This window comes from Acetobacter sp. ESL1128 (genome assembly GCF_058505085.1).
In genome coordinates, this window is sequence record NZ_CP196369.1 from 2,291,868 (window position 1) to 2,304,295 (window position 12,428).

General features: G+C 55.7%; 14 protein-coding genes. 4 read left to right on the top strand and 10 right to left on the bottom strand.

The genetic code is table 11. The features are described from left to right. The first annotated feature begins 332 nt into the window (after positions 1-332). Together ACSYTG_RS10640 and ACSYTG_RS10645 are read left to right on the top strand one after the other, a co-directional pair. Complete coding sequence (locus ACSYTG_RS10640; protein ID WP_489783254.1) at positions 333-2,009, top strand: alpha-keto acid decarboxylase family protein; 1,677 nt, start codon at positions 333-335, stop codon at positions 2,007-2,009. A gap of 291 nt (positions 2,010-2,300) precedes the next feature. Beyond that, positions 2,301-3,938, top strand: a complete 1,638-nt coding sequence (locus ACSYTG_RS10645) for a carbohydrate porin (RefSeq protein WP_489783253.1) — start codon at positions 2,301-2,303, stop codon at positions 3,936-3,938. Between the two features lie 27 nt (positions 3,939-3,965). Here the strand turns inward: ACSYTG_RS10645 and ACSYTG_RS10650 are convergent, their stop codons facing one another. After that, positions 3,966-4,337, bottom strand: coding sequence for an acyl-CoA thioesterase (locus ACSYTG_RS10650; RefSeq protein ID WP_086646398.1), 372 nt, complete (start codon positions 4,335-4,337; stop codon positions 3,966-3,968). Between the two features lie 353 nt (positions 4,338-4,690). On the opposite strand from ACSYTG_RS10650, the gene ACSYTG_RS10655 reads away from it, so the two are divergent. Then, a complete protein-coding gene (locus tag ACSYTG_RS10655; RefSeq protein ID WP_086646279.1) occupies positions 4,691-4,924 on the top strand; it encodes a hypothetical protein in 234 nt (77 codons plus the stop codon). Positions 4,925-5,255: 331 nt separating this feature from the next. On the opposite strand, the gene ACSYTG_RS10660 is transcribed toward ACSYTG_RS10655, so the two are convergent. Beyond that, positions 5,256-5,549: a hypothetical protein gene (locus ACSYTG_RS10660; protein WP_491706415.1), complete on the bottom strand. Its 294-nt coding sequence runs from the start codon at positions 5,547-5,549 to the stop codon at positions 5,256-5,258. Positions 5,550-5,733: 184 nt separating this feature from the next. On the opposite strand from ACSYTG_RS10660, the gene ACSYTG_RS10665 reads away from it, so the two are divergent. Further along, positions 5,734-7,095, top strand: a complete 1,362-nt coding sequence (locus ACSYTG_RS10665) for an MFS transporter (RefSeq protein WP_489783251.1) — start codon at positions 5,734-5,736, stop codon at positions 7,093-7,095. 56 nt (positions 7,096-7,151) lie between these two features. Here the strand turns inward: ACSYTG_RS10665 and ACSYTG_RS10670 are convergent, their stop codons facing one another. The 8 genes from ACSYTG_RS10670 to ACSYTG_RS10705 form a co-directional block, all read right to left on the bottom strand. Continuing rightward, positions 7,152-7,763, bottom strand: a complete 612-nt coding sequence (locus ACSYTG_RS10670) for a hypothetical protein (RefSeq protein ID WP_489783250.1) — start codon at positions 7,761-7,763, stop codon at positions 7,152-7,154. Positions 7,764-8,255: 492 nt separating this feature from the next. Further along, a complete protein-coding gene (locus ACSYTG_RS10675; protein WP_489783249.1) occupies positions 8,256-8,642 on the bottom strand; it encodes a hypothetical protein in 387 nt (128 codons plus the stop codon). A gap of 227 nt (positions 8,643-8,869) precedes the next feature. Further along, entirely contained in the window at positions 8,870-9,418 is a 549-nt protein-coding gene (locus ACSYTG_RS10680) for a twin-arginine translocation signal domain-containing protein (protein WP_489783248.1), read from the bottom strand. Further along, the gene (locus ACSYTG_RS10685) at positions 9,415-9,759 is read right to left on the bottom strand and encodes a hypothetical protein (RefSeq protein ID WP_489783247.1); all 345 of its coding nucleotides are present in this window, start codon (positions 9,757-9,759) and stop codon (positions 9,415-9,417) included. The genes ACSYTG_RS10680 and ACSYTG_RS10685 overlap by 4 nt, the downstream gene beginning before the upstream one ends. Before the next feature lie 4 nt (positions 9,760-9,763). Next, complete coding sequence (locus tag ACSYTG_RS10690; RefSeq protein ID WP_489783246.1) at positions 9,764-10,198, bottom strand: cell wall hydrolase; 435 nt, start codon at positions 10,196-10,198, stop codon at positions 9,764-9,766. Beyond that, positions 10,173-10,652, bottom strand: coding sequence for a hypothetical protein (locus ACSYTG_RS10695; RefSeq protein WP_489783245.1), 480 nt, complete (start codon positions 10,650-10,652; stop codon positions 10,173-10,175). The genes ACSYTG_RS10690 and ACSYTG_RS10695 overlap by 26 nt, the downstream gene beginning before the upstream one ends. A 68-nt stretch (positions 10,653-10,720) precedes the next feature. Next, positions 10,721-11,158: a hypothetical protein gene (locus ACSYTG_RS10700; RefSeq protein WP_489783244.1), complete on the bottom strand. Its 438-nt coding sequence runs from the start codon at positions 11,156-11,158 to the stop codon at positions 10,721-10,723. Then, a complete protein-coding gene (locus ACSYTG_RS10705; protein WP_491706416.1) occupies positions 11,158-12,417 on the bottom strand; it encodes a hypothetical protein in 1,260 nt (419 codons plus the stop codon). The genes ACSYTG_RS10700 and ACSYTG_RS10705 overlap by 1 nt, the downstream gene beginning before the upstream one ends. Positions 12,418-12,428: the final 11 nt, after the last annotated feature.

Consider the following 12,428-nt stretch of genomic DNA (forward strand, 5'->3'; position numbering starts at 1 on the left):
AAGAATATGACCCGGTTTTTCATACGAATTATACTGTATAAATCCGCCCTGTATCACGTTGAGGTGAGACACAGAGCACCCCGCGCGGTGCGTAAAGCCCGCTCATTCCCATGGTCTGCCCCGCTGTGGTCCTTACATGTTTTGCAAACCTTTGAATTATCAGACTTACTTGCATACTCCCACGTTAAAATGCCTCCATATTGCCCCCAAGCCATACTGGAAACATATGGGTTATAACAGCTTCATATATTGGACATTCCCACGGCATCGCGCGTTTAAATGATGCAACACCCCTGCGCGCAGGACCATTTTTTAAGGAATTTGCATCTACCATGACCTATACAGTTGGAATGTATCTGGCCGACCGTCTGGCTCAGATTGGCCTGAAACATCATTTTGCGGTCGCCGGGGATTACAATCTGGTCCTGCTTGACCAGCTCCTGCTCAACAAGGACATGCAGCAGATCTACTGCTGTAACGAACTGAACTGTGGCTTTAGCGCAGAAGGCTACGCCCGCGCGCACGGGGCTGCCGCAGCCGTGGTAACCTTTAGCGTTGGTGCCATTTCCGCCATGAACGCCATTGGCGGTGCCTATGCGGAAAACCTGCCCGTTATCCTGATCTCCGGCTCCCCCAACAGCAATGACTACGGCAGCGGCCACGTGCTGCACCACACACTGGGCAACACGGATTACGGCTACCAGCTTGAAATGGTGCGCCACGTAACCTGCGCGGCCGAAAGCATTACAGACGCCGCCTCCGCCCCGGCCAAGATCGACCATGTCATCCGCACCGCGCTGCGTGAGCGTAAACCGGCGTATCTGGAGATCGCCTGCAACGTCTCCTCCGCGGAATGCGCACGCCCCGGCCCGGTTACGTCCCTGCTGGCAGAACTGACCCCTGACACCACAAGCCTGAACGCCGCCGTGGATGCCGCAGTCGCCCTGCTGGAAAAATCCGAACGGGCCGTCATGCTCGTTGGCACCAAGGCCCGCTCTGCCCATGCACTGAGCGAAACAGAAGCACTGGCAGACCGTATTGGCTGCGCCGTGACCATTATGGCCGCCGCCAAAGGGCTGTTCCCCGAAGATCACGCCAGCTTCCGTGGCCTGTACTGGGGCGAAGTCTCTGCCCCCGGTGCGCAGGAACTGGTGGAAAAAGCCGATGCCGTGCTGTGCATTGCCCCCGTGTTCAATGACTACTCCACCGTTGGCTGGACCGCATGGCCCAAGGGTGAGAACGTGCTGGTGGCCGACCCCAACCGCGTAACCGTTGGCGGGCAGACCTTTGAAGGCTTTACCCTGCGTGAATTCCTGACCGCTCTGGCCAAAAAAGCTCCCCATCGCCCTGCCAGCGCGCGTGACACCAAATACACGCCCACCAAAATTGCGCCCGCCGCCCCGGATGCACGCCTGACAAATGACGAAATGACCCGTCAGATCAACGGCATGCTCACATCCAAAACCACGCTGGTGGCGGAAACGGGGGATTCCTGGTTCAACGCCATGCGCATGCATCTGCCACGCCATGCCCGTGTGGAAACAGAAATGCAGTGGGGCCATATTGGCTGGTCCGTGCCCTCCTCCTTTGGCAACGCCATGGGATCGCAGGAACGCGAACACATTGTTATGGTGGGGGATGGCTCCTTCCAGCTCACCGCGCAGGAAGTCGCCCAGATGGTGCGTTACGAACTGCCGGTTATTATCTTCCTTGTGAACAACCGTGGCTACGTCATTGAAATTGCCATTCATGACGGCCCTTACAACTACATCAAGAACTGGGATTACGCCGGCCTGATGAACGTGTTCAACGCTGGCGAAGGCCATGGCCTTGGCATGACGGTTACAACCGGCGCAGAACTGGCAGAAGCCATTAAAAAGGCACAGGCCAACCACCGTGGCCCAACCATTATTGAATGCCAGATCGAACGCACGGACTGCACGGATATGCTGGTCCAGTGGGGCAAGCGCGTTGCGTCCGCCAATGCCCGCAAGCCGCACGTTTCATAACAGACAGCCTGATTTTTCCGTTCAGGAAACGCCCCGGATGCAGGTCTGGGGCGTTTTTTTTATGCCCACACCCACAGAACTCACTGAGACGTTATTTAAATCACGTTATCTTATAATAAGTTTTCAAAAAAATAATGTTACGCAAAGCCCAGTTTCACCAGACCTTAAAAGGATTACTGGCCGCGGCATGTTCCGCACCACGCAACTGGCAAGAGTAAATTGGAAAACATGTTTTTTTGAATGTGTTTTTCCAAAAAATCTTTGCATGAAAATACATTAGAAAAACACCATATGACCATAAAACCATCAGGACTGCTGGCTCTGGCCACATGGAGCTTTGCGACCTTTTGCCACGCCACGTCCGCACAGGCGCAAACACCTCCCCCCGCCCCTGCCAACTCCGCAGATCTGGTTGAGCACGCCATGCGCCAGAGCGATGAGCAATCCCTCCTGCCCGACCCCCATGTGCTGCAACGCCCGCTCAACTCCCCCCTGCCCCCCAGCGGTGTGCCTGTGGCCCCCTGGCCGGGCCTTGCAACCATGAACATTCCCAGCGTGAATGATTACGGCGCCAAAAAGCCGCACCATATCATGACCCTTGAGCCCCTGAGCCTGCATGAAGGGCCATCATGGCTCTTACCCTCCGAGGTGGACGCCCAGCGCCGCACGGACATGGAGGACCCCTACTACGTACCCACAGCTGGCAGCAGCCACCTTGTACCCCAGATCATGCCTTTCCGGACCCGCTTGCAGCAGAAGGGGTTTGCTTTTTCCTTTACCTACAAAGGGGAGGCCATGGGCAATATCAATGGCGGCATCAAACGGGGCATGGACTACGTGCATGAACTGACATTGCAGATGAATTTTGATCTGGGCAAAATGGCCGGGCTGGAAGGCTGGTCAGTGCACACGCTGCTCATGAACCGCGCAGGCCGCGAAGTCTCGCACGATATGGCGGGCGAATATTATGTTAACCTCATGGAAGTTTATGGCCTTTCCGGGCATGTGGTGGCGCATCTGGTTGATCTGTACGCCGAAAAGCAGTTTCTCAACAACCGTATGGACATAACCTTTGGCCGCATGTCGCTCACGCATGTTTTTGCGACATCTCCACTGATCTGTTCCTTCATGGTCACCTGTTCGGCTCCCGTGGCGCTAAAGCTGGACCCCGGTTTTTCCGTTTACCCCAAGGCCACATGGGGGGCGCGTGTGCGCTTCCGCCCCACGCGGGACACCATGGTGCAGCTCGGGGCGTATCAGGTCTCTCCCCTCAACGGGAATCCCAGCGGGTGGTCCTGGGGGAGTGAGGAGACAACAGGCATGATGCTGCCCATAGAATTTACCTGGCAGCCCTTCCTGACCCGCAACCGCCTGCCCGGCCACTATGTTTTTGGTTATGCCCACGATACATCGCGCTACGCTGACCAACTGGGCAACAAACCCGCCAGCCTGTTAAGCCAGCCCGGCCGCGAACGCAGTGCACCCATGGATATTTTCTGGTTTGAAGGCGACCAGATGATCTACCGTATGGGGGGCCGCAACCAGATGGCAGGCGGCTACCTGATGGCGGGGTACATCCATAATACCCCCCATGTTTCAACCATTTCGGACGAGGCCTATGGCGGCCTCTCCTTTAACGGGCTTATACCCACCCGCCTGACGGATAGGCTGGGTATCCTGTATTCATGGTACCATGTGAGCGACCGCAAGCGGCTTGGGCAGATGTATGCGCTGGATGCAGGCATGTCGCTTGGTGCGCAGGTCCGGGGGCCGCAGACGGACTCCCATGTGATTGAGGCGTATTACGCCATTGACGCCATGCCCGGCGTGACCGTCCAGCCAGAATTTGAATACATGATCCGGCCGGGGGAAACATCACACATTCCCGATGCGGCTCTGGTGGGCCTTAAGGTTATTGCCAACCTGTAAGCCCGAATCTGTGGTGGAAAAGAGCCGTCAGTTTTCTGCCTGCGCCTTCTGCTCCGCCAGAGGCCATTCCTTGTCCAGGGTCTGCGGTCGCCCGGCATCATCCACGGCAACAAACACAAAGTTCCCGGATGTGACCTTCTGCCGGATATTGGTCCGCCGGATGCGCCGCACGGATTCTGCGCAGATGGTAATGGATGTACGCCCCACCTTGACGATGCGCGTGTAAACATTCAGCTCATCCCCCACGGCCATGGGATGATGAAAAACCATACCGTTAATAGCCACGGTTACGCATTTGCAGCCTGCAAACCCTTCCGCCGCAGTGCTGGCGGCAAGGTCCATCTGTGCGGCAACCCAGCCACCAAAAATATCACCCGCGGCATTTGTATCCCTGCGCATGGCCACAACCCGCACAGCCAGATGAGCATCGGTTGCCCAGTCACTTGGTTCGGTATTCCCCACGATCGCCCCTTTTGCCTGCGCATGGTCCCTGTTTGAATGCTGGCACCATGTTTCTCCATTCCGGGCAAAACATACAGCGGAATCTGTGCGCGCCACCCATGCCTGTAGCAAACGTGAAAACCCGGGCAGCAACGCAGGCGAGAGCCTAGGGGGCGCAGGTGCCCAAAAACACACACCGTTCACGCATTTGTTATATTGACCCCCGCAATATCATGGTCACAGAAGGAAAATTATTTTACACGAATCTACAGATTCGTTCATAATTAAGTCGAGAGAGGGAGGCCTATACAATGTACAGATATGCAGTTTCCTTTACGGACCAAACACATACCAATATCCGGGACACCATACTGCAAGCAAAGAGCAACAATGCTAGCAGCAATATTCAAGTCGCAACGAATGGTTCCGGCGAAGTTTACGCAAGCGACCTGAAAGAGGCCCGTGTTAACGCCAACGAAAAATTCGTGGATAAAACCGTTGAATCTGTCCTGAAAGAGAAAAACTCGGGGGCTTTTTACGCATAATCTGCATAGCAGAACTTACCGGAAACTCAGATTTACGATTTTTTTATCATACTTTCCTAAAAATTATCATTACTTGATCAGGACATTATGGCGCTATGCCGCATACAGCGGTCATAATTGCCTTTGTGCACCCCGGCATCCCCCCTTCTCTCCACTCTACCAGCACCCAGAGCCACACCGCTAAGCCACCAGCACACCGCAGGCTTGAACGTTCTATTATCCCTTCCCCTTGAGCATGCTGAAAAACCATCATGGCCATTTAGGGCAGACAACCAAAGGAAGAGTAATCAAAAGCACTATGAATACTCCCATATAAAGACCCACTACATCGTTAAAATTCATAAGATTTTAATTTTTTCATGACCGGTTTATTCTGTGCGTATTTTTCCTCAAAATACTTCTGTCTTTTATAGATATCTGAACAGTTCTTTTGCATTGCATACGATAATTCGTTTTTTCTTTTCGGAGGCAGAGTATTATCCCACTCCCCTGCCAGATACTGACAAAGATCTGCATCATGGAAAAACCCGGCAACATCATCTGGAAAATGGTCTTCAGCTTTTGCAATGACGGGTGAAAAAATCATGCCATATAAGAGTATAAGCGACAGTCTTCTCATAATCATCCATCACCTCATTCTGGTTTATTGTCAGGCTTAAATGTAATGGCAAGTATACCCCGCAATTATGCAGCACACACCTTACCAACGATAGCGCATGGATTTTAAATAGCTTTTCCATTTCACCTAAAATCAATAAAGCACCAGACCAAGGTATATTCCCACCCCGGATCAGGACACCGAATTTTTTATGACCTCACAGCCCGTTTCCGACACACAGCGCCGTCTGGTCATGCTTTGCGCCGTCCTTGGCATTGTTCTGGGCGGACTGGATGGAGCGATTGCCAATATCGCACTCCCCACCATCGCCCATGACCTGCATTGTAGCGAGGCGCAGACGGTCTGGGTCGTCAATGTCTATCATCTGGCAGTTGCAGTCAGCCTGTTGCCCGTTGCCGCTCTGGCGGACTCACTGGGCCTGAAACGGGTTTACGGGTTCGGGATCGCTCTGTTTACAGCAGCATCCCTTGCCTGCGCCCTTGCGGGTTCGCTGGGCGCACTTATTACAGCGCGTGTCGTGCAAGGCTTAGGAACAGCCTGTATGGCCGCATTAAGCGGCGCGCTTGTACGCAGTGTGTACCCCAGAGCCATGCTGCATCAGGCTTTTGCCATTATTGCGTTAGCCGTTGCCATTTCTGCCGCTGTTGGGCCTACGCTGGCCGCAATGGTGCTGGCTGTTGCTCCCTGGCCGTGGCTGTTCCTGATCAACGTGCCGATTGGCATAATGGCAGTCGCTCTTTTTTTACGGGCGGCCCCAGCAAGCCCCCGCGCCCCGTTCTCGTTCGACTGGGTGGGCACACTGCTCAATATAGGTGCTCTGGGGTTGGGCATTCTTGGCGTTGATGCGCTGGGGCAGAAGGAAACCGGGCTGGCAACGCTTGAGATCGGGGCCGGTTTGCTTTGCGCCATGACACTGTATAGCCAGCAGAAAAAGCTGCAAACGCCTATGCTGCCACTGGACCTGCTGGCTATTCCGCTGTTCTCGCTTTCAATCCTGACATCTATCTGCGCTTATGCCGCGCAGATTCTGGCGTATGTTGCACTGCCATTCCTGTTCCAGACAGTTATGCACCTTTCCGCCGTAACCACTGGCCTGCTTGTCACGCCCTGGCCTGTGCTTGTTGCCATTGCTGCCCCTTTTGCAGGCCGACTGGCCACCCGGCATCCTGCCTCGGTTTTAAGCAGTATGGGGCTGGCACTTCTGGCAACCGGGCTGGCAACCCTAAGTCTGATGCCAACGCAACCTGCCTTTTGGGACATATGCTGGCGAATGGCGCTTTGTGGCATTGGGTTTGGCTTTTACCAGACACCCAATAATCTGACAGTCATGACCTCTGGCCCGGCAACCCGCAGTGGTGCAGCCAGCGGGATGATGGCCGTTGCCCGCACACTGGGCTGGGCACTGGGCTCCGCTCTGGTCGCCCTGATCTTCGGTTTTTCCCAAAGCAGTAGTGGCGCGGTACATTGCCTTGAACTGGCCGCAGGGTTTGCTCTTCTGGGTGCTGCATTGAGTGTCTCACGCCGGATTATTCGCCGGGAAGAAAAACCGTAAAAGACTGAAACGACAAAATGCCTATTTTGACAAATTTAATTCTACAGAACAGAGGTTCAGAATAATTTTCGCACATACCGGGTTAGGACAGATAAAAAACGCCCAATATTGCCGCAGTTCTGCTGCGGCACTGCCGGTTCGGTTTCCATATCGACCCAACGGACATTACGAAAAACCATAGATACTAGCTTATTGTCTTTATCTGCATGCACTATCAAATTATCTGACAAAGAAAATGTTTGATAGATATTTGAATTTTCTTCGAACTCGACAAAGACAACACAACCATCTCTGTCAATCTTAACCGCAACCTGCTCGTTAAAATACAAATCCTCCTGAAGTATCTCTGCATCCTGCAATGCGAGTGATACCAGAGGAGCATCCCCACAATCCGCCTGATAGACAAAATCCTCTTTTTTCAACCCAGAAAAATACAGGAATATCGAGCGAACTATATTCCCTCTACCCAGAACAAATTGAAGCGGTCCAATATTTACTGTTGGGAATATTTCTCCAACCCCAGAACGGCATTCTATAACCTTCTGTATTTCCGTTCTTTTATCCCCATAGGAAGGAAGATAAACAATTCTCGCATTAAGTTCGTACCGTGAACTTTCTATTTCCGAAAATGGAACTCTGTCACAGGGTTGAAAATGAAAAGCCACCATATTCTATCTCTTACTCTTATAGAAATGTATAAGAGTTTACTCTTTCCATATACTGCATATTCCAAGCATGAAATACTATACGTCCCACCAAAAAATTATGACGCGCTATGCGAAGAAAATGCCCGACACTTACCGGGATGAGATTCGCGCATGGTGTGCGTTTGGAAGCGGCACGGATATAGGTTCCAAATAATGGAAATTGATGCCGTGTTATTGCCTTTGGGAAACGGTAATTTTTCAGCGGGAGACATGGTTTAAACTGCAGAATACTGCGACTCAGGAATGGTGGGCGCAACAGGGATTGAACCTGTGACCCCTACCATGTCAAGAATGTTCTCTATCTTGAAAGCTGGCAGATTTTAGCGGTTTATCATCTCGTAATAAATTCAATAACCAGTTTCTAACCACATAATCAGCTACTCACTTCCGCCGCAATCCCCATGCTATAGCGACCAAGCCAACGGCTCTCCGCTGCCCATGAGCGCCGTTGGTCTAGCCTTTCCGCACATACCGCTCACAAGCCAACACCAAAGGCCGACAAGCTGAATACGGCCCCAGCAGCGTACCGCTTGGCCCGGTGTATTCCACCTGTGCCACACGCCCCTGTCGCAACCGAGCGACAAAGTGGCACGTCCCGTGGCCGGATAGGTCAAGCTCCAGCGACATTGGCCCCTTGAGCGTAAACGGCCCCTGCACCTGCTGGTCCTGCCGCCATTGCAGCACCTCACCGTCTGGGAGTGCCTCGGTATTATCTGGAACCCCGGCGCAGGCGATCAGGTCCGAGCGGCCCATGCCGACAAGATCACGCTTGGCTTGTAGTGGTACATTGGCACAGGCCGAGAGGGCGAGCAGGCAGGCCAGCGCCTTAATTCGCATCATCCTGCCCTTTCGTAAGACGAGCCCAGAAGCTGCCCGCGCTCGCCCGCCAGCGCCATATGAGCGCCAGCAGGAGCGTACCGAGGCCGACAAACGCGCCCCCGGCAATCGCGCCGCATTCAAAGTCTGGCGTCATGGCCATTGGCTATTGATGCTGGCGGCGAAGAAAAACCCGATGATCGCGCCAACGGCCAAACCTGCAATACTTGCCGCCCCAATTGCTACCCCCGTCATGCTGCCCCCAGCGTCTTGAGCGCAGTAGCCTCCTGCGTGTCCGTCACGCTGGACAGGTTGATGCCTAGAACGCCCATGAACGCATCCAGCACGGTCAGCAGGGCATTGAAAGCGGTGATAGCGGTGTTGATGATCGGGTTGGTCACGGTGGATTGTGCGGCCGTCAGGCCGGAGCGCAGGGCCGTGGCCACGCCGTTAAGGTCCACCAAAATCGTATCGACCTTGGTTTTCCAGTTCGTGTCGTCATACGTGATAGTCAGCGTGCCGTTGGTCGCGCTGGAGAACGCGGTAAGGCTGGCAGCGAGCGCCGTTCCTGCCGTCTCGATCAGAGCCACAGCGGGCGCACCCATGGCGGTTGCAATCACGGTGATGCTCAGGATCGTGGCAATGGCGTTAATGCCCGCCTGCCCGTAAGCCTTCACCTTGGCCGTATTGAGGGTGACGGTGGTGGTGCTGCCATTGGTGGCAACAGTGCAGGCGGTCAGGGCGGTGGCACCGAGCAAGGCAGAGGTCCGCAGGAAATTGCGGCGGGAGAGATCGGTCATTTGGCGGCTTCCTTGGGGATGGTGACAACAGAACCCGGGCCGACCAGAGGGGCGGCTGGGGCAGCAGGCGCGGCCTTCACAAGATGCGTGGCTGCGTAGGGAATTGCGTATTTGACGCCCAGCCCGATCACGCGCACGGCCTGATACAGAGCAATCAGGAAGCGGTTGCTGGTTGGAGCCGGGACGGACGCGGTGATGGCCGCACACGTCACCATGGTGGCGCAGATAGCCAGCGCTACATTCTGCGGTAGGGTGGAAAACAGGCTGGGGAGCAGGGCCACAATGCCCGCTACCTTGGCAGTGTTGACCACTGCCGTTTTCTTGTCTGGCGTGTCAGCCATGGGGTTATCCTTCTCCAAAAGGCCCCACGCGGTAAAACGCATGGTGACCAATCGTGCAGCGATAGAAGCGGGGAGCAGCCCATGCAGGCGCGTGCGGAAGGCGCGTGTCATAGTAGCTGTCTGCCCCGCTGGTGATGTCGGTAAGGGTGCCGCTCACAAGGCGCTGGGCCAGCGCAAGAGCAGTCTGGAACTGCGGGTCTGTACTGGTCACGGCCAGAAGCTTTTCCCGGTTGGGGTCGGTCGTGTTCCAGCAAGAGAACTGCCAAGGATCAAGGAACACACTGCAAATATCGTGCCCCCACCACGCAGGATGAGCTATCCGGTTCATGCCCGCGCACAGAACAGCCTGCATGCCGGTCGGGCCCTCCCCCCGCGCCTCGCCCCATGCGGTACGGGCCGAGACCTGCAAGGGGTCAGTGAGTAGAGAGGCTTGCGGCATTGGCCTGCCCTCCCTGCACCGCGTCCCACGGCTCGCGCAGGTGTAGCCAGTGCACCCAGATGGTGCTGGCCACCTCCTGATCGGAAAGCAGCGTGGACCCCACAGCGGCCCCGATGGTGCAGGCCAGCCCAACGACCACGGCAAGTTTGCGCCAGCGCCGCAAGCTGTCCTCGGCAAGCTGGTTCTGGCGTTTCTGTGCGCCCGTGTGTTCGGCAATCTGCTTGGTCAGGTCCGTCAGCGCCTTGCGTGTGTCCGATGCTTCAACAGCCCGGTTACGCTCGCGCTCCTGCCCTTGAGCTTCAACGGAAATAAGCTTTTCCATCATAGCAGACTGGCCGGACTTGAGTGTGTCCACATCGTCCTCCAGTCCATCAAGGCGGCGGGCGTGGCTGTCCACGATCACGCGCAGGTCATCATCAGCCGCGCATGGGCCTGCGCACTGTGGTTGGGTCATTCATTTTATCCAGGCATAAAAAAACCGCCTCACGGGGCGGCAGGTCGGTGCAGACGGGACGGTACCGGTCAGGCCGTGGCTGCTTCCATCACGTCCGCAGGCTGGGCAGGCAGCGCCGTGCTGGTGGCGTCCGTCCCGCCAGCTATGGCGGCAATGGCTTTCACATATGCCCGCATGTCTGCGGTAAAGACCTCGCCCATGGCGGCAGCCAGATTGGCCTGTTGCTGTATCCACACCTGCGCCGATGCGGCCTGCGTTTTCAGCGGGATGGCCACGGCCGGGGCTGTATAATCAACCAGCGCGCCATTCTCCACCGCCATGCTTTTGGTGCCTGTGTCGCCACCTTTTGCCTCCCACTGCTCCGCCGTCATGGCGTATAGGGTGCTGGCTGCAGGCAGCCCCTCTGCGGAAGAAAATACCCACATATCGTACCAGCCACACGGCTTGTTCATGTCCGCATAATACCGGGCCGGATATGCAGCTTTCAGGTCATCCAGAACACTCATTAGAACTCACCTATCGCGACTACGGGAATGAAGTTGTTTTCCACCAGATTGGCGAACGTACTGCCCCCACCCCAGCCAACGCCGTAGATGCTCACACCCGTATTGGTTATTGCGAGGGTGCCATTAGTCAGAATGAGGATCCCCAGAAACGACCATTTATTGGACTGCTCCTGCGTGGACGGCAGAATAACTGTCGGCACGGTCCCCGACTTAAATGCACGAGGGAATGTGATGCTGGTGGTGCCGTTCGAGAACTGAACATAGGCCGTAAATGACTGTATCTTCTGGGTCGTGTCCGAAAAGGGAAGGTCATCAAGATTGGCCAGAACGGGGCTATTTGTCCCATCCCCGAATACGGCCCGGCCATCGGAGTTTTCCACCAGAGACGTAATGCGCGTCTGGCCGGATGCGGGAACGGATGGAACATACTGCGCGGCAACCCGCGCGGCAGCTTCATCCGTGATCGCCTTGTTCAGTATCTGGTCTGCATTGCTGCGCTGCTGCGCCTCAGAAGTCAGGGCGGCTTGAGTGGCCAGCCCGTTGAACAGGGATTGCCACGTTGCCCCTCCTGCGCCGGGGGTGGACACATTGGCGTCTGCCGTGCTGACCCAGAAGGTTCCAGGGGTTGCAGGGTCAGCCACCACAGCATTGAGCGGATAGCCCCCCAGCGCTGCCGCAAGCTGCGCGTTAAAAGGCGCAACAATACGAGGTGCCACAGCAGACAGAGACGGATAAAACGGCGCCCCAGACGCTATGGCAATCATATCCGCAGTGATTGCTGTAGCTCCTGCGGGTACGGCCACCTGCCAGAGCGGATACGCACCATCCGGCACGACTGCGCCAATGCCCAGAACAGCTTCATCACGCCGCACCGTGGGGGCCGATAAGCCGCTGTTATTCTCCCCGGCGTATGTAATGCTTGGGTCGGCAGCATTGTAAAAAGGCAGAACCGTATCGTCGGTATCCACCGTCTGGGGCGAAACATGCACGATATATGTCGCGCCCGCAGCAGGCACAGCCAAGGTTACCGGGTCGCGGCTGATAAACTGCCGAACCAACGCGCTACTAACGGCTGCCAGCGTGCCATAAGCGGAAGCATCGACCACGCCGGGAGCCAAAAGCGCGCCAGGAGCAATCGTCAACGCCAGATCTTCACCCGGTGAGCACGCAAAGCCGGAAGCGGCAACCGTATTCGCGCCAAAAGCCCCCCCAGCCAAATGTCCAATACCCACCATGGCATTGCGCTGGGCATTTAGCATATCCTCAACCA

Bases quoted from the DNA above. Each gene is read 5' to 3' on its own strand.
- ACSYTG_RS10640 (WP_489783254.1), top strand. From the start codon at position 333: ATGACCTATACAGTTGGAATGTATCTGGCCGACCGTCTGGCTCAGATT.
- ACSYTG_RS10705 (WP_491706416.1), bottom strand. From the start codon at position 12,417: ATGCTAAATGCCCAGCGCAATGCCATGGTGGGTATTGGACATTTGGCT.
- ACSYTG_RS10690 (WP_489783246.1), bottom strand. From the start codon at position 10,198: ATGCCGCAAGCCTCTCTACTCACTGACCCCTTGCAGGTCTCGGCCCGT.
- ACSYTG_RS10650 (WP_086646398.1), bottom strand. From the start codon at position 4,337: ATGCGCAGGGATACAAATGCCGCGGGTGATATTTTTGGTGGCTGGGTT.
- ACSYTG_RS10680 (WP_489783248.1), bottom strand. From the start codon at position 9,418: ATGACCGATCTCTCCCGCCGCAATTTCCTGCGGACCTCTGCCTTGCTC.
- ACSYTG_RS10660 (WP_491706415.1), bottom strand. From the start codon at position 5,549: ATGATTATGAGAAGACTGTCGCTTATACTCTTATATGGCATGATTTTT.
- ACSYTG_RS10655 (WP_086646279.1), top strand. From the start codon at position 4,691: ATGTACAGATATGCAGTTTCCTTTACGGACCAAACACATACCAATATC.
- ACSYTG_RS10685 (WP_489783247.1), bottom strand. From the start codon at position 9,759: ATGGCTGACACGCCAGACAAGAAAACGGCAGTGGTCAACACTGCCAAG.
- ACSYTG_RS10695 (WP_489783245.1), bottom strand. From the start codon at position 10,652: ATGACCCAACCACAGTGCGCAGGCCCATGCGCGGCTGATGATGACCTG.
- ACSYTG_RS10700 (WP_489783244.1), bottom strand. From the start codon at position 11,158: ATGAGTGTTCTGGATGACCTGAAAGCTGCATATCCGGCCCGGTATTAT.
- ACSYTG_RS10645 (WP_489783253.1), top strand. From the start codon at position 2,301: ATGACCATAAAACCATCAGGACTGCTGGCTCTGGCCACATGGAGCTTT.
- ACSYTG_RS10670 (WP_489783250.1), bottom strand. From the start codon at position 7,763: ATGGTGGCTTTTCATTTTCAACCCTGTGACAGAGTTCCATTTTCGGAA.
- ACSYTG_RS10675 (WP_489783249.1), bottom strand. From the start codon at position 8,642: ATGATGCGAATTAAGGCGCTGGCCTGCCTGCTCGCCCTCTCGGCCTGT.
- ACSYTG_RS10665 (WP_489783251.1), top strand. From the start codon at position 5,734: ATGACCTCACAGCCCGTTTCCGACACACAGCGCCGTCTGGTCATGCTT.